16 protein-coding genes are annotated in these 16,361 nt (G+C 43.7%); 5 read left to right on the top strand and 11 right to left on the bottom strand.

Going from position 1 to position 16,361, the window contains the following annotated elements:
* Positions 1 to 91: 91 nt before the first annotated feature.
* Together MHB49_RS03605 and MHB49_RS03600 are read left to right on the top strand one after the other, a co-directional pair.
* Positions 92 to 1,069 (top strand): GntR family transcriptional regulator, encoded by a 978-nt coding sequence (locus MHB49_RS03605; RefSeq protein ID WP_405155063.1) that lies wholly within the window; start codon positions 92 to 94, stop codon positions 1,067 to 1,069.
* A 93-nt stretch (positions 1,070 to 1,162) separates the two neighbouring features.
* On the top strand, positions 1,163 to 2,074 hold the full coding sequence (locus MHB49_RS03600; protein WP_405155062.1) for a pyridoxamine 5'-phosphate oxidase family protein: 912 nt from the start codon (positions 1,163 to 1,165) through the stop codon (positions 2,072 to 2,074).
* 157 nt (positions 2,075 to 2,231) lie between these two features.
* On the opposite strand, the gene MHB49_RS03595 is transcribed toward MHB49_RS03600, so the two are convergent.
* The 6 genes from MHB49_RS03595 to MHB49_RS03570 all read right to left on the bottom strand — a co-directional run bounded on the left by MHB49_RS03595 (position 2,232) and on the right by MHB49_RS03570 (position 8,271).
* A complete protein-coding gene (locus MHB49_RS03595) occupies positions 2,232 to 3,800 on the bottom strand; it encodes an acetolactate synthase large subunit (protein ID WP_405155061.1) in 1,569 nt (522 codons plus the stop codon).
* Positions 3,801 to 3,884: 84 nt separating this feature from the next.
* Positions 3,885 to 4,337 (bottom strand): VOC family protein, encoded by a 453-nt coding sequence (locus MHB49_RS03590; RefSeq protein WP_405155060.1) that lies wholly within the window; start codon positions 4,335 to 4,337, stop codon positions 3,885 to 3,887.
* A 138-nt stretch (positions 4,338 to 4,475) separates the two neighbouring features.
* On the bottom strand, positions 4,476 to 5,573 hold the full coding sequence (locus MHB49_RS03585; RefSeq protein WP_405155059.1) for a GerAB/ArcD/ProY family transporter: 1,098 nt from the start codon (positions 5,571 to 5,573) through the stop codon (positions 4,476 to 4,478).
* Between the two features lies 1 nt (position 5,574).
* The gene (locus tag MHB49_RS03580) at positions 5,575 to 5,796 is read right to left on the bottom strand and encodes a hypothetical protein (protein WP_405155058.1); all 222 of its coding nucleotides are present in this window, start codon (positions 5,794 to 5,796) and stop codon (positions 5,575 to 5,577) included.
* A 14-nt stretch (positions 5,797 to 5,810) separates the two neighbouring features.
* Positions 5,811 to 6,902 (bottom strand): Ger(x)C family spore germination protein, encoded by a 1,092-nt coding sequence (locus MHB49_RS03575; protein ID WP_405155057.1) that lies wholly within the window; start codon positions 6,900 to 6,902, stop codon positions 5,811 to 5,813.
* A 13-nt stretch (positions 6,903 to 6,915) separates the two neighbouring features.
* Positions 6,916 to 8,271: a spore germination protein gene (locus MHB49_RS03570; protein WP_405155056.1), complete on the bottom strand. Its 1,356-nt coding sequence runs from the start codon at positions 8,269 to 8,271 to the stop codon at positions 6,916 to 6,918.
* A 491-nt stretch (positions 8,272 to 8,762) separates the two neighbouring features.
* Between MHB49_RS03570 and MHB49_RS03565 the strand changes: the two genes are divergently transcribed.
* Complete coding sequence (locus MHB49_RS03565) at positions 8,763 to 9,332, top strand: TetR/AcrR family transcriptional regulator (RefSeq protein WP_405155055.1); 570 nt, start codon at positions 8,763 to 8,765, stop codon at positions 9,330 to 9,332.
* Between the two features lie 196 nt (positions 9,333 to 9,528).
* Positions 9,529 to 10,365, top strand: coding sequence for an alpha/beta fold hydrolase (locus tag MHB49_RS03560; protein WP_405155054.1), 837 nt, complete (start codon positions 9,529 to 9,531; stop codon positions 10,363 to 10,365).
* A 530-nt stretch (positions 10,366 to 10,895) separates the two neighbouring features.
* On the opposite strand, the gene MHB49_RS03555 is transcribed toward MHB49_RS03560, so the two are convergent.
* From MHB49_RS03555 to MHB49_RS03540, 4 genes are all read right to left on the bottom strand, one after another.
* The gene (locus MHB49_RS03555; RefSeq protein ID WP_405155053.1) at positions 10,896 to 11,825 is read right to left on the bottom strand and encodes a protein-ADP-ribose hydrolase; all 930 of its coding nucleotides are present in this window, start codon (positions 11,823 to 11,825) and stop codon (positions 10,896 to 10,898) included.
* A 60-nt stretch (positions 11,826 to 11,885) separates the two neighbouring features.
* Positions 11,886 to 12,755, bottom strand: coding sequence for a Sir2 family NAD-dependent protein deacetylase (locus MHB49_RS03550; RefSeq protein ID WP_405155052.1), 870 nt, complete (start codon positions 12,753 to 12,755; stop codon positions 11,886 to 11,888).
* A gap of 34 nt (positions 12,756 to 12,789) precedes the next feature.
* Entirely contained in the window at positions 12,790 to 13,911 is a 1,122-nt protein-coding gene (locus MHB49_RS03545) for a nuclear transport factor 2 family protein (RefSeq protein ID WP_405155051.1), read from the bottom strand.
* 137 nt (positions 13,912 to 14,048) lie between these two features.
* Positions 14,049 to 14,567 carry an NAD(P)H-dependent oxidoreductase gene (locus MHB49_RS03540; RefSeq protein WP_405157031.1) on the bottom strand — a complete coding sequence of 173 codons (519 nt, stop codon included), beginning with the start codon at positions 14,565 to 14,567 and terminating at the stop codon, positions 14,049 to 14,051.
* A gap of 327 nt (positions 14,568 to 14,894) precedes the next feature.
* Here MHB49_RS03540 and MHB49_RS03535 point away from each other — a divergent pair, with 327 nt between their 5' ends.
* The gene (locus tag MHB49_RS03535) at positions 14,895 to 15,341 is read left to right on the top strand and encodes an Rrf2 family transcriptional regulator (RefSeq protein WP_405155050.1); all 447 of its coding nucleotides are present in this window, start codon (positions 14,895 to 14,897) and stop codon (positions 15,339 to 15,341) included.
* Positions 15,342 to 15,527: 186 nt separating this feature from the next.
* On the opposite strand, the gene MHB49_RS03530 is transcribed toward MHB49_RS03535, so the two are convergent.
* Positions 15,528 to 16,211, bottom strand: coding sequence for an S-layer homology domain-containing protein (locus MHB49_RS03530; protein WP_405155049.1), 684 nt, complete (start codon positions 16,209 to 16,211; stop codon positions 15,528 to 15,530).
* Positions 16,212 to 16,361 lie beyond the last annotated feature (150 nt).

Raw genomic sequence — 16,361 nt, 5'->3', positions numbered from 1 at the left:
CGCGAAATATCTTCATTCCTTGCATTTCTATGGTGATTAAAGTAAATTTAAAGTACCAAACAAATAGTAATTAATGAAAGGAGCTATGGATATGGAGAACCATCTCGTTTTAAAGGTGAATCCCAAGCTTACCTTCTCGGTAAACACCCAAATTCGAGAACAGCTGAAGTGGCTGATCGGAGTCGGACAAATTAAACCAGGCGACATGTTGCCTCCCGCTAACCAACTAGCGGACCTGCTTGGGCTTAATCGGAATACGGTTAATCTTGTCTATAATCAGTTGCAGGATGAAGGGATTGTAGAACTGCAGAAGGGCCGGGGCACAACTGTCCTCAATGGCCTGAAGACCGACGAGCTGCGGAGACTTCGTCAGCCCATGCACGATCTGGTAAATACAACCATCCAGGAAGCAGAGCGGCTCGGAATTCCGCTCGATGAGTTTTTCACGGCAGGTCTTGCTTACATTTTGCTGCACAATTCGAAAGCATCTCATCCATTGCGGTTATTGTTTATCGAATGCAAGGAGCATGATCATATTTTTTATCGCAAGGAGATCGAGCGAGTCACAGGAGCAGATGCCATAACCGTCTTTCTCGAGGATGTCTCAGAGAATCCCGGAGTATTGACCGCTGCGTTGGAGCATGCTAATACGGTCGTCACCACATTGAATCATGCCGATGAGGTAAAAGTCTTGCTGGCTGGCTTCGATGTTAAAATTTTGGTCATCGGTGCTACCACCGAAATGTCTTTTTTGTTGGAAGTAGCCAAACTGGAGCCCGGAAGCAAAGTAGGCTTCGCGTGCCTCGGCAACGCCGGCGCTCAATGGATGTCAGAAAGAGTCGATGATGCAGGAATTAGGCAAATCGAAGCAATAAATGTTGGCTTGAATCATCCGGAGCAATTAAAGGATAAGCTTAAGCATTCAGATAAGGTATATGCTTCTGCCGCCGTCTTTGACGAATTGAAATCATTGGCGCCCAATAAGGTAGAGCTTTACCCTATGGTTCTTGAAAAAAGCAGCGAAACATTGCTCAAAGAAGCTGCCACAACAAATCTCAGTAAAATTTGAGCATACTAAAGCCATAATCCCTCGGATTATGGCTTTAGGTTTAATTCACACCCTTATCTTTCTGATCAGGTTTACTTTAGAGGAGGAATTTTGATGGATTCTGTATACCACCGTGGTGAGATTGCTGTTCAACAAATGGCCGGAGAGCTAAACATGGCCGAACAAACTGGTAGATCCGTCCGTGATTACATGCCCAAAGCAGCATCCGATTTTCTCGCGAATCAAACCTTTATCATCATAAGTACGATTGATGGCAACCATAGGGTATGGGCGACACTACTGATCGGTGCCCCTGGATTTGTCGAGCCGATCGACGAGCAAAACGTTCGTATTCATATCTCTCCACTCCAGCAGACTCAGCTTCGAGATCATTTGAATTCGATAAAGGAAATTGGCATATTGGCGATCGAACCTACAACCCGAAGAAGAATGCGGCTTAACGGCACAGCTGAGCTACACCCTGACGGAATTATGGTCAAAACCGAGCAGGTCTACGCCAACTGCCCAAAATATATTCAAGCCCGAGATCATAGAAGAGCAGGGCTTGAACAAACAGAAGCTGCAGTTTCCCGCACAGCCACAACATGGAATGATAAACAAATTCACTGGATAGAGCAGGCGGATACTTTTTTCATAGCAACGGCTAGTCCCGATCACAAAGCGGATGCTTCCCACCGGGGCGGTTCCCCCGGGTTTATTCGTGTCATTGATAATAAAACCCTTGTTTTCCCCGATTATGCTGGGAACTCAATGTACAACACCTTGGGCAATATTTATACTAATCCTCATTGTGGCATGCTCTTCATTGATTACGAGACTGGAGATACGATGCAGCTGACCGGAAAAGCAACGATATTACCGGACAGTGACGAACTTCTCTCAACATTTCCAGGCGCCCTGAGACTGACCCAATTCGAATTAGAACTTTCCATCGAATGGATGAATGCCAATCCGAACCCATGGCCAATGATCAGCTACTCCCCATTCAATCCGAAACTAGTGTGAGACCCTAACTTATCAATAATAATTTGCCATGGAGCGAAGACAGTCGCTTTGCTCCATGCCTTCCCTTTTCAGCTTCTCAGCAAGTTTCTTGTCAATTAAAAAAGCCGTCCTGGTCTGGACGGCTTTCTTGTTCTTGAGCTTTTGGTAGAATTTACAGTTACAGGACGATCTCCAATAAGTTCAGGTTCCCGCTTTCCAGAGCTTCTTGTAACGCCTGTGCAAATTCTTTGGCGTTACTTGCACGTCGGTGTTCAGCCCCAAAACTATGAGCAAATAACTGGAAATCCGGATTGGTGAAGGTTGTCTGCGTGACGGCCAAACTTGCTTCGCGCTGATGTTTCTCTATCAAGCTCAAGCGCTGATCATTAAATATAATTATGGTTATGACAAGACCGAGGCGTTTGGCCGTTTCCAATTCCTGAGCGTTCATGAGGAACCCGCCATCGCCGGATACTACAATAATCTGCGATTGGGGTCTAACAAGACCAGCTGAAATAGCTGCCGGAAGTGACGCGCCCATAGAGGCAAAACCATTGTAGATGATGGTTCTGCCCGGGGCTTTGGGTTGATACCAGCGAGATACCCAAACTTTATGCAACCCTACATCGGCAATGACGATTGCATCTTCGGGCAAAGTTTCACTGAGTGTTCTCATCACTGAGCGAGGAAGCTCCTGGTCTTCTGGCATTTGAAGCATTTCATCGATTCTTTGTTCTCGTAACGATACAAATGATGCGATATCGGGACGTCGCAGCACGGCCGCAGTCAGGGTCTCCAGTGAATTCCGTATATCACCAACAAGATCCAGCGCCACCGGGTAATGAGTATCAGTTTCTGCAGGAACCGTGTGAATATTCAGCACCTTGCGAGATGAATCCTCATTCCACACTACAGGATCATATTCGACTAAATCGTAGCCAACAGCGACTATCAAATCCGCTTCCAACAGAGGGAGTAGGCAATCCGCCCCTGATGTCCCTCCTACAGTAAACAAGTTATTAGGATGATCGAACGGCAAAATACCCTTCGCCATATACGTGTGAACTAAAGGCAGGTTTGCCTTCTCTATAAATTTCAGCAGCTGCACTGCTGCATGACTGCGGATAACCCCGTTTCCTGCAAGAACAATAGGTTTTTTGGCTCCCGCTATAAGCGATGAAGCATGAAACAGCGAAATCGGATCAGGGCTTGAAGCAGCCTGTCTTTTTACAGGGAGAGGAGAAGCTTCAATCTCTTCCTTCGCGACATCCGCCGGTAGTTGAAGATGAACGGCACCGGCTGATTCAGCCACTGCATGAGCAAAAGACTTGCGAATAATCTCAGGTATGGTTGATGCCGAGACGATTTGCTGGTTGTATTTGGTTATTCCGTTGAATAGTTTTATCGTGTCTATATTCTGGTGCGATTCTTTATGAAGACGAGTCGTTGCAGCCTGACTTGTTATTGCGATCATCGGAGAGTTGTCAAGATGAGCGTTGGCGACACCAGTAACAAGATTCGTTGCACCAGGCCCGAGCGTGGCTAGACACACACCAGGCTTTCCTGTCAGCCTGCCGTACGCATCCGCCATAAAAGCGGCTCCTTGTTCATGTCTAGTCAGCACAAATCGTATCGAAGATCGCGTCAACGAATCCATGAGATCAATGGTTTCTTCGCCTGGGATTCCAAATATATATTCAACCCCTTCCGCTTCTAGACAACGCACTAAGAGATCACTAGCCTTCATTTCGTACCTCCAGATGAATTTTATTGAACTGCTTGGAGCAAGTCTATCAAATGGCAGCCCAGTAGGGTTCTATTCTTGTTGCATTTAGAAAAAGCCGCAAGACGGGCCGCCATGTTCGGCCACCGATCCGTGATTCTGTGCGCCATTCGCCGTGAAAATTTCGAGCCGAACACCGTCTGGGTCCTCGAAGAAAATCCCCCCGGATTTACTTCCTTCTTCGTGCATTACAATATTGTCATAGAGAAACGGCGTACGGGCTTCCTTCAACCTGCCCTCGAATCGCTGGACCTCTTCGATAGAATCCACTTCAAACGCCAAATGGTGTAGCCCAGGAGTATTGGTGGAGAAGCGCCCCTCACTTTGCTCCCACAAGGTGATTAAATCACCACCCGTTTCTTTCCCGAGAAAAGCGTATTTACGCGGCCCTTCAAGAGACGCCGTTTTTACGACAAGTCCGAAAACGTCGGTATAAAAGGCGATAGATCTTTCAAGCGATGTGACATTGATGCCTACATGGCCAACATGAAAATTTGTCATTAATAATTACCCCCTTCTTTTTTTGCATAATACCTATATGTATAGTATTATAGGTATATAAGATTGTCAATTATCCTTCTTCAATATTCAGTAAAACATTAAATACCCGCGGTTACTGCAGTGGTGTGATTCTCTTTGTCACTGAAGTCTTGCTCGAATAATACCTTTCAACTTCAAACCTACCCATAGTACTACAGGAATAATGATTTGAAATACCGTAGCATAGATTGCATAGGTTTCCGGGAAGCGGATGATTTCGAGTTGATTTTGAAACATAATCATCGTGATGGACCACACAATCAATCCAACTGGGAAAAGGTAAAACGTGGAGCTTTCATTCCCATTCCCGGTTAGCTTAGAGGCAATCCTAACTAGAATATAGTACTCTATAGAAAACTTTATGATCGCAGTCGAGAACCAAGCAAGTATAACCAGTGATTCAATGCGAATTTGTGCGTTGCCAATGGTCAAAACACCGGACGCCACCGCTCCCGGTATGGAAACATATTGCAAATATTCACCCAAAAAACCGACGGAAACAACGTATTTGATCAGGTTTGTCATCATAATGCATAGTACCGGAAATAGATACCTTTTAATAGTTGTTCTGATTTCCGTACAAATTTGAGGCACTAGCAAAAACAGCATAATTTCACCGGAGGAGTTTGTGGAAATAGAGAAAGATTCCTGAAACAGGGGTTTCCATCCTTCATAAAATAGAGGAAAAAAATAATTGGCTTCAATATCTTGTATACTGAATACGAGAATAACTATATTAGTCAACAAGCATAACGTTGAAAAGAAAACGCTTAAGTGGAGAATGGTCTTCATTCCACCCTGAATACATATCAGAAAGATGTGAATGACCAACAGAGCGGCAACGAATTGTGGAGTCTGCTTCGGTAACATCATATTCCCGATCGTTCCCCAAACGATAGCTAAGTCCTTACCGATCATCAGCAGGACAAAGATCCCGTAAACGTAGATCATCAGTTTGGATATGACCCTGCCAAAAGCCAAACGGATCAGATCGAACAGATCATCATGTTCGTCACCGAAACGCAAGATCGACCGATAAAGGGTAAACAGTGCTAATATCCAAATTCCCCCAAGGATGATCGCCACCCCTTGATCTTGAGGCCGATTCATTAAGCTATAGGGGATTAATGCTGAAGTTCCGACGCAAACTCCATAGGTTAGGAATGAATCGGCGCCCAAATTAGCTCCTTTTCTCATTTCATGCACCTCCAAAAATGAAATAGGAAAGAGGTTTTACAAAGCGGGCCAAGTAGGTGCTAACGGAAATGTTGACGTTAAGCAAAGCGACGAAGAACAATATAATAGCCAAGCAGGACATGACCCAATCCCCCTTACGACTGCCGGAATGTCGTGCATATACGTTGCGTAAAATAACCAATCCAACAATGGCAAGCAGCGTAATCAAACCTGTTTTTATCATCAGTTGTTCGCCCCTCAAATATGCATTCCCACATTCTTAATATGAATCTTCATACGATAAGCAATATCGATATCTGGCAGAATCGTATCCCAATCCTTATTATGTTTTTTCCAATAGGAGGGCCGATATCGGTACAGATGGTCGGCAAGTCCCAATATATCGGATTGATATCGTGTGTTGACTTTATCTACAAGCTCGGTAAGCTTGAAATTCAGTTTTTGCGATAACAGCTCTTCCATCCTTGCAATGTCATCTGGCGAGACAACAGATCCAAGCTTTGACTTGTAGACGTTAAAAGTTAGATTACCCTCATAACTGAACTCGGGCCGCCCCCCCATTATTCGGGAGACCAGATTCAATTTGCTGTGGCTGATGATGAATTCTACCGGCTCTCCATTGTATTCTACCGTAACATGTACATTCGATTTCTGACGATTCAATAGAGCGACGAGGCCCATTTCCTCTTCATTCAGATGACCCTTTAGCTTCCCGTGGCTCAAAATCGCAGCGCCGGAAACCGCAAGACGTTTCTTACCTTCGGATTCGACAGTACCCAGCAGCGTAATAACCATGTCTTGAGGTTTGCCAGATGCCTCTTGGAGAAATTGCACCGCTCTGGCTTGAATGCCTTGGCGGTTGACTAGCTCTGTTATGGAGGTAGAGATAGACTGTTCCTCTACTGCCGTTGATTTCAGAAGCTCATGTGCAGTGCCTTTGGCAGCTACAATAGATGTGCCTCCACGAATGGAACGGATACGTAAAAAACCGGAAATGATGTCCGTGATTCCTTTTTGCAGCATTTTTTCTCCAAAAACCAAGACTGCATTATGTGAAGGCATCACTTCATTGGGATGTATCCCACTTTGTCTAGTCATGGCATCTGATATCGTTTGACCCGTTACCGATTCAAGAAAATATTTCGGAGATCCTCCACCTGTTTGACTGCTTCCTTCCTTTTGTATGTTGAGCAGCTCGGTCGTTACGGTAACTCCCTTCTCTTCCTTATCCATGCCTACCGACAACGTGATGGCCAAATCCTCAATTTGAGTCCCGTTATCGCATCCGATCAGAATGGTAAGCGCCAGCATCACAACCCCCTTCCTCAATGCAATCCCCCCCTCAGTCTTTCTTTTGGACCGAATTTATAAACCAAGCTGCAGTGGGCTTTCCGTGCACTTTACTGGTCAGGCTCATGTAAGGCTTTCCGAATGATGTCGTGTTAATAAAGTGAGCGACGATGACGGAAAAGCCCAGGAGCAGTCCCGGCAGACCCGCGAATGTAGCTACAGCTAGCAGTGGAAATCGCAGAAATCGGGTTAACGTACCAAAGCTGTATTTTGGCACGATATATGAGGCTATCCCAGTAAAGGCCACAACAATGATCGTAGGAGCGGATACAAATCCCGCTTGAACGGCTGCTTCTCCGATAACAAGAGCGCCAACAATACTTACAACCTGTCCAATATTTTTGGGAAATCTTATCCCTGCTTCCCGCAGCACTTCGAATACGAACTCCAACAGCAATATTTCCAAAATCAACGGATAAGGAACGCCGGATCTGGATGAAGCGAAGCTGATTAACAGATTGGTTGGAATCAATGACCAGTGATACGTTGAGATGGCGAGATATATGGAAGGCAAAGTGATCGAGAGTACAAATGCGAATAATCGAAGAAGTTTTACGACTGCGCCAAACATAGGCATTTCATAGTAGTCGTCAGGACTTTCCATGAAATTCAAAAAAACAGCCGGGAGCAGAATCGCCTCCGGTGTACCGTCAACGAGAATAACGATTCGACCTTCCATGAGATTACATACAACGGTATCGGGACGCTGTGTATGTTGAAGTATCGGAAGGAATTTCAGCTTACGTCTGTCGAGAGCTCTCTCAATCAAGCTTGAATCCGTTATGAAGGGCACATTCATGCTTTCGATTTGCCGTATAATGCCCTTGACCATATCTTGATCTGCAATCCCGTCGATATAGTAAATCTCCACAGGGGTATGCGAGTAACTACCTATAGTGACAGATTCAATTCTCAACTGATCCGTCTTCAGGCGTTTTCTTATTAAACTCCGATTAGCTGACAAATCTTCAACGAAGCCGTCTTTTGGCCCCCGTGTCGTAACTTCCATCTCAGGTTCCATAATGCTTCGTTTCGGGAAATTTCCCAATCGAATGTCAAGAAACTGATGATGCATCCTATTGATCAGGATGACCGATCCGTTCAGCAAAAGTTGAGGTATACTACGATCGTCTTCTTTTATACCCACATCCAAGGCAGCCAAAGAATCGATGATGTTTTGTAAAGAATCGCTGCTCGGAGAACATGTCAGCAAAGGCTTGACAACCGATTCCTGACAGAGCTGTAGATCGACGATCCCTCCAATATATAGCAGGCATATATCATGATTCAGAAGATACCGCACAAGCAGATCGGACGGATGCTGCATTGTTTCTTCAATTTGGTGCACCCTTACAAGTAACGAATCCATTTCCATCATATTCACCCAAGGACATTATGTCCCAGGGCAGCTTAGCCTATGCATAAGCTTCAAACAGCCCCCACCTTGTTTTCAAGATGAGGGCTGTTTCCCACAGGTTAGTGAGTATTTACATGTTCGGCACGTCGGCAGCAGTGCCCCGACCACGAAAGCATCTTGTTCCGACCCTATTCCTTGCCGGATCTTCGTTGTCTAGGTGCATATTGTCTTCGGGGTTAAACTAATGAGTATTTTGCACCTGCTATAAAATATAAACTTGCTTTCCTAAACCGATCAGTTTATAATGAAACAAATAGTACAGAAAGCGAGGAAAGTCTAATCAATTATTTAGCTCCCCCATTCACTCGCGAGACGGCGATCCTAAAATCACGTATAGCAGAAGGTAGCTGGAATAGCCATGAATTCCAATGGTCTCCTGGTTTGCATCCTGCTGATCATCCAGGCTTAGGCGGGTTGGAACTATGACTCGTACTGTTTTTGAAAAGTCTGATGTTATCCCTCTTGTTACCGAGGTTTTTCGTGAATTAGGTTATGAAGGTGCGTCTTTAAGTAAAATTACAGCCCGTACACGCCTATCTAAAGGAAGCTTATACTATTTCTTCCCGGGTGGAAAAGAACAGATGGTTGCTGAAATTCTTGCTCATATTGATCAATGGTTTATCAACAACATTTTTGAACCGCTCGAAAAGAATGAACCCCGAGCAGCCATTGATCATATGTGGAGAGAGGTCGATGCCTATTTTCAATCTGGACAGCGTATATGCCTTTTAGGTGCGTTCGCTATGGATGGAACAAGAGATCGGTTCGACACTGTAATTCGGCAATATTTCATGAGATGGATTGAAGCCTTAAGTACGGCACTGGTGCGAACAGGGGTTTCTAAGGAGACCGCTGATCAAATTTCAGAGGAAACAGTTGCTGGTATTCAAGGGGGATTGGTCGTGAGTAGGGCACTCAATGATGATTCTTTTTTCGAACGCACGTTGGCCAGGCTGGCACAGCGACTCTCGACATATCATTATCTTAACTAAGGTGCTTGCAATCAACTCTCGTAGCTCAGGGATCTTCTGCCTGCAGCCAACCACTGTACCATCTGGATAACTTTAGGTAGTGGGCCAGCGATGTCCGTCGCAACTGTCTTATTTAGAGTTCTGCAGATTAAATGGGGATGAAACGTGCAACACTGCTACAGATTCAATCAAAATAAAACTAACGGAGTGATTTCACATGGCTAAACTTAATGTAGGCGAAGAAAATGCACAACCAATTGAGCTGTATTATGAAGATCACGGTGCGGGAAAGCCAATCATTCTGATTCATGGCTGGCCCTTGAGTGGGCGGTCCTGGGAAATGCAAGTACCTGCTCTGATCGAAGCAGGTTACCGCGTAATCACGTATGATCGTCGTGGATTCGGTCAGTCTTCCCAACCTTGGGATGGCTATGAATATGACACCTTTGCTTCGGATTTGCATAAATTGATTCTGCACCTTGATCTGCGCGATGCCACACTAGTCGGCTTTTCCATGGGTGGTGGCGAAGTGGCGCGTTATGTAGGAACCTACGGAACAGAACGCGTTTCTAAAGCCGTTTTTGCGGGAGCGGTTCCTCCTTACCTCTATATAACCGAGGATAATCCTCAAGGAGGATTGGATGATGCAACGATTGCAGGATTCCAAAATGGGGTAAAAGCGGATCGTCTAGCGTTCCTGGATGGTTTTACAAGTAACTTTTTCGCTGCTGGGGAGCGTACAGATCTTGTGAGCGAGCCATTCCGCATTTATAACCGGGATATTGCTGCTCTGGCTTCACCTAAAGGCACGCTAGATTGTATTGCTGCCTTTGCTCTTACTGACTTCCGAAAAGATCTGGAGAAATTCAACATTCCAACGCTGGTTATTCATGGCGATTCAGATGCCATTGTACCTTTGGAGGTGAGTGGACAACGTACTCATGAGTCCATTCCTGGCAGCCGTCTGGTGGTTATCGAAGGTGGACCACACGGATTTAACGCGACCCACCATGAGCAATTTAATTCAGCATTAATTGAATTCTTGCAGGGATAAGTTTACTGCAAGGTACAAAACAAATGAGCAGAACACCCCATACAAGGATGGGGTGTTCTGCTTGTGTCTCATATGATGATTTGAAAGAATTTGTTACTTATAAAATAACAGTATCTCAGCCCAACTATCTTTTTTAACCATTTAATCTCTAAAAATTATACATACATGTAAAGGCAAAGTAATTCCCATTAACAGACGATGCACAAGGAATGTTTTGGCTACGTGGTACCTTATAAATACGAACCGATAACCGATGCATGCCACCTAATGCCATTGTTTTTCCTAATACAAAAATTGTGAAAAGAATAGCTGGATCTGGTGTCGAAAGCGAAAACTCAACATTGGGTATTCTTTTAGCTGAAGACACACTTCCCTCTTGTTCGCAGTACAAAGGTAAGATTTATGTGGGCTATTAAAAAAAGGCGTAATCCCAATGTTACCGGATTCTAGGCCGTCCTTTTACAACGGTCGCCAGGAATCCATTTTTCTGTTCGAAAGAATTTGATCCATCGTATTCATAACCCCCCTGATTATTTGCTATAAGCAGCTAATGCGCTCCTGTAAATCACTTCATCTTCTTGACTAAAGGCATTAAAAATAACCCGTTCGAAGCGTTCCTTGTGCTGGTTGACCCACTCACCTACCGTACGAATTGCTGTCTTAGCTGCTGGGAGCTTGGGATAACCAAATACACCTGTGGAAATAGCACAAAATGCGACTGACCGGATAGATTCAACCTGAGCAGCCAAATTTAGACAAGACGTATAGCAAGAAGCCAAGCTCTCTTCATCCGCTTCGCTTAAGGGTGTATGAGAAATAATAGGACCTACTGTATGAAGAACAAACCTTGAGGGAAGATGATGAGCTCTCGTTATTTTTGCATCCCCAGTCCACTCGGCATGGCCTTGGATAGACATAATGGTTTTGCAATCCTCACGAAGCTGCGGTCCTGCTGAGGTATGAATTGCATTATCTATGCATGCATGTAGCGGTTCAAAGCAGCCAAGCAGTTGGTTATTTGCTGCGTTCACAATAACATCAGCTTTTAACCTTGTAATATCCCCCTTCCAAATCATAAGTTGAGTCAACGGCAACCCTTCGGCAGATACTCCTTCTCCCTCCAATGAGGGGAGTGTATTGATATCCACTATTCCTTTTTTTTGCATTTCATAATCAAGTACGATGGCGAACCTTTGATGAATCATTGGATCGAGCGGTTTCGCCCATATATTTTGAATAGCGTGAAGAAGTTTTCGTTTCTCAGCTTTTTGGATGGGAATTTGAGTAGATGTAATGATGCCTTCAGTCGTAAAGAAATTCAGCAGATCATTTACTGCATCGATATATTGATCTTCCGTTACAGAGGAAGAATCTATTTTTTCTTTAGCTTCGTCCAATTTTATCATTTTCCGATAATCATCTAGTCTCAGACCGGGTAGATTTTTTAGAGTACCCTTCATTTCTGGCACACCCTCTCAAATGAAAGAGAAAAGCCAATGATGACTTTTCTCTTTATTTTTCTACATAACCATTAATCTACTTCTTAATTCAGATATGAACATACTCGCATTGCCTGAGTAAGATACAGCACGTTCTTCAATTTCCTTCGGTACCTGTGGTTCCTGCTGATTTACTCGTATGAGATGCGTATTCTTGTAGGTGTAAGTTAAATCTTGAAAAGGGAAACGTATAATAACGGGTGTGTTGTAACCCACGCCAAATTCCATAAAAACTGTTTTTTTGTTGACGTTCTTTTTTAGAAATTCAATATATTTGATCTCCTGTTCTTTATAAGGAGCGCCTATAAACCCTGCGTCAACTCTGACATTCAAAAAGACGGGACCGCCGCAATGTGGACAACGCGGAACGAGATCACTGTCCAGTATAGTAAATGTTTCTGGATCAATGTTAGGGAGGATCCGGTCCACGATTGGCTTCGTAGGCCAGGTTTCTTGGGTACAAGGCGTTACACACTGATACCTAGCATAATCACCTTGTGGTGTAAATAATCTCTCCTCATCGAAACCCGTCTTTTGAAACATTCCATCTACATTCGTAGTAATGACAAAATATTCTTTGGAGTTCACGATACTGCGAAGCCGTTCATACATCGGGCTTGGTGGGAACTGAAAACGAACATGATTGACATGTGTTGCCCAATAAGCCCACTTCTCTTCTTCCGACCAATTGTTGTAGCCTATTAGTTCATACTGTCTGCGAAATCCCTTTTTAAGCAATGGGGGGAACAATCTGGCGAACGTCTCAGTATCACCATAGTCCATCCCGGCAGCTGCTGACAAACCTGCCCCCGCACCAATTACAATACTGTCTGCTTGTTTTACCAACTCCACTGCCCTCTGGATCTCGCTAATGTTGATATTTCTCGCCATGATTTTATCTCCCCTGAATATAGTTCGCTTTTATTTAAAATTTCCCGTTACTATTTCCCCATTCACTTTGTGCGGGAATCGTTTCGAGCACATCCCAATGTTCAGCTATTTTGCCATCTTCCACTCGGAACAAGTCATAGTATGAAGTTGGTTTTCCTCCAAAGGCACCTTCACTGACAACCAGAACCATGTTGCCCTGACCGATTACTTTATGAATCTTGTCATATTCCATGGTAATTCCTTGAGCTGCCATTTTGCCGAGTGCTTCTCCTAATCCAGACACACCGTCCGCAATGGATGGATTATGTTGAATATAGTTATCACCATCAAAGTAACTATTCAGTTTCTCCGGATGTTCACCTACCAAGATATCTTTTACAAATCGCTCGACTAACGCTTTGTTTTCTTCTGTTTTGTCTCGATCTGAAATGACTGTTGTTCCATCCAACATTGTGTGTCCACTAGGGTTTGGATCAGATTTCATTTGAAGGTTGTCCCAGTGCTCGACAATTTTGCCTTCTTCAAAACGGAAAATATCAAAGCCCGCCTTTAATCCCCCAAAGTTGTAATCTGTATGAATGGCTACGTAATCACCATCAACTAAAACACGTTTGATATTAACCTTAGTCCCAGCTGCTTTTAATTGATCTAAAGCACCCAAAATTACATCACGACCATCCGGGAAGGATAGGTTATGTTGAATGTACTTATCAGGGTTGACATATGTTTGAATTGCTGTAGGATCTCCTGATTGCAAGCTTCTTAGAACAGCAATAGCCTTATCAGCATTGCTTACTGCTGTAACAGGCGTTACAGTAATAAATTTTTTAAGTGTATTTTCTACAAAAGAAGCTGGGATATAGAAACGGTTATCCTCGTTAATAAAAGGCATCTCTCCCAATTTAACATTCTCTCCGTTAACCAGCGCTGTACCATCATTTGCTTTGAGAATGACGGTTGCCCCTTCAACAAAAAGAGTTAGAGATTTATCCTTATTATCCCACTTGGCAGTTCCAGATTGAAGCTCATTCAAAACACTTGATACAGATTTAAAACTGTTATCTGGAATGTTCGGAGCGGCTGCGGATACGACATTTAGAGAACCTACTGTCAATGCAGCTCCCAAAAAAGCTGTTACGACCATTCTTTTATTCATACAATTCTTCTCCCTCACGATTTGACTGAAATCAAATTAGTTTTAGTTACTGTAACCAGTATAGTTTTAGTTTTTGTTTTTTGTCAACGAAAAATTCATAAAAAAACTGCCCCTTAATAGGGCAGTCTAATCATTCATTATGATAAAACAGTCTTAGCGTATTCGCGGGCTGAAATTTCCAGATCCTCATCGGAAATAGCCATAGCACCATGCTGAACAAAATATGGAAGGAGTTTTGAACCAATCAGATTGCTTGTCGCTTCTAATGGTCTTAAAAATTCTTCCATTGTGTATTTATTCATTCCATCATGCTGGTAACTTTCTTTAGGGCTTCCTGTCGATAGAGCTAGGAGAAGTTCTTTACCATGTAAATTCACACCATCACTACCATATGCCCAACCGTATGTTAAAACCTGATCTTCCCATTTTTTAAGGAGTGGCGGTGTGCTATACCAGTAGAACGGAAATTGAAATACAATTCGATCATGTTCAAGCAACAGCTTTTGTTCACGTTCAACATCTATCTGTTCATCCGGATAAGATCCATACAAGTTATGTATGGTTACATTCAGATTCCCATCCAATTCTTGAACCCAACGTTTATTGACACGTGATAGTTCATAATTTGGGTGGACGACAATAACTAAAGTTTTCATCTGTAATCCTTCTTTCATAGGAGTTTTTAACTAAAACCAAATCAGTTTCTGAAATCAATATAGTTTCAGTATTGTCTGTGGTCAGGCATTATATTTCAAAAGAATCCTCCCTGAATCAAAATTACAGGTAAAAAAAATGTGAACCTGATATTTCATCTTTAAATCTTTGAAGTTACATTGCTTGACTTTCAGTTTTATTGACAGGAAAAAATAAATTCTTTAGTATATTATCTGTAATTAGAGTGATTTTAGTTTACTTCTCGATTCAGCCGATCCCGATAGGTAATAATACTTACTGGATCGTGAAATTATTGGAGGTTTTGCCTTATGTCAGTGAGCTGGTTCCCTGTAGCGGTGCATGCCCTGGCACTGCTCTCAACATCTGAGGATGGGTATTCGAGTGCCTACATCGCTTCTAGCGTTAATACTCATTCTGTTTTCCTGCGTAGAGTTTTGGCTAAACTTGTGAAAAATGGACTTCTTGGAACCAAGGAGGGTGGCGGTGGTGGCTATCGTTTGTTAAAGCCAGCAAATCAGTTGACTCTTTCTGAGGTTTACAAATCACTAGAAGGTAATTCATTTATATCGGTGAGCCCAGCTGAACCAAACGAAGGCTGCCCTGTGGGCTCTGGTATCCGTCCAGCTTTTCAGGAAGTTATTGATGATGTTGATAACCTGGTTCTCCGGAAACTCGAAAACACTACAATAGCCGATGTTGCAGAACGTGCAATTGCACACGGGAGACACCGAAAAGCAACCGAGCCCACCAGTTAAGGTGGTTCGAAATAGACCGATTGTAAGTGCTATGCTTTACCACTCATATTAAACTAATATGCCTATTTATTTGAAATAAAAGCAGCCGCATGTCCCCCCCCCCGGGGAGCATGCGGCCATTTGCTGTGAGAAGCAGGAAGGATTGGGTGCTCAGCAACCATCATTTCCCTCTCTTCATTGCAAATCTTATTTTTCAGGTGTTTCGGGGATTTGCGGGGCATGGAAGCTTTCCATATATTCGATGGCGTTGTACATCATAACTGCAGCTTCTGCGCGAGTGATGGTTTCCTTCGGATTGAAGTTGCCATCCGCATCAAGCGTGTTGATTTTAAGAACCAGCGAGCGCTGAACGGCACCCTGAGCCTCCGGAGTAAGCTCCTGTTCATCTGTAATTTCTACCGGTTTGATATTAATCATCGGCAGGCCGCCTTTGGCTTCGATCCCCTTCATCAGGAACAGAGTGAATTGTTCGCGTGTCATTTCTGCAGTCGGATCAATGTCCTTGGGCATCTGAATTCCATTATACTGGGCACGAACGAAGGCATCGCTGTACCACACGCCGTCCTTGACGTTGCTGAAAGTGTCACTCGGGAGCGGTAGTTTGATAAAACGAATGGCATCTAGGTTCAGATCGAGACCATCGGTAATCAACTGCACTCCTTGTGCAGTATTTAATTGCTGTTCCGGCTTAAACAAGCCGTCGCTCACTCCCTTGACCAATCCATCCTGATGCAGAGCTTCAATTTTGTCAGCGCCTGCAATACCTTGAAGGTCAGTAAAATTGGCTTGAGCAGCGTTAATCGGGCCAGCACTCAGGGAGAGTGTGAGCAGTGCTCCGGCAGTTATAGTGGCTAGTATATTTTTTTTCATGTTGAATTCGCCTCACTTTTCTGGGAAGTTCCCTCGTATAAAATCATTTGCCCCTATAGACGACCCTTGTCTAAAAAAGGTTGCGGCAATTTTTCCCCATTACAATTAGTGATACATCAATAGTATTATTTTGCATAAAATCAGTGGCTA

The sequence above is a fragment of the Paenibacillus sp. FSL K6-0108 genome (assembly GCF_045040695.1).
Taxonomy (GTDB): Bacteria; Bacillota; Bacilli; order Paenibacillales; family Paenibacillaceae; genus Paenibacillus; species Paenibacillus pabuli_B.
This window is presented reverse-complemented; position numbering and strand designations above follow the sequence as displayed.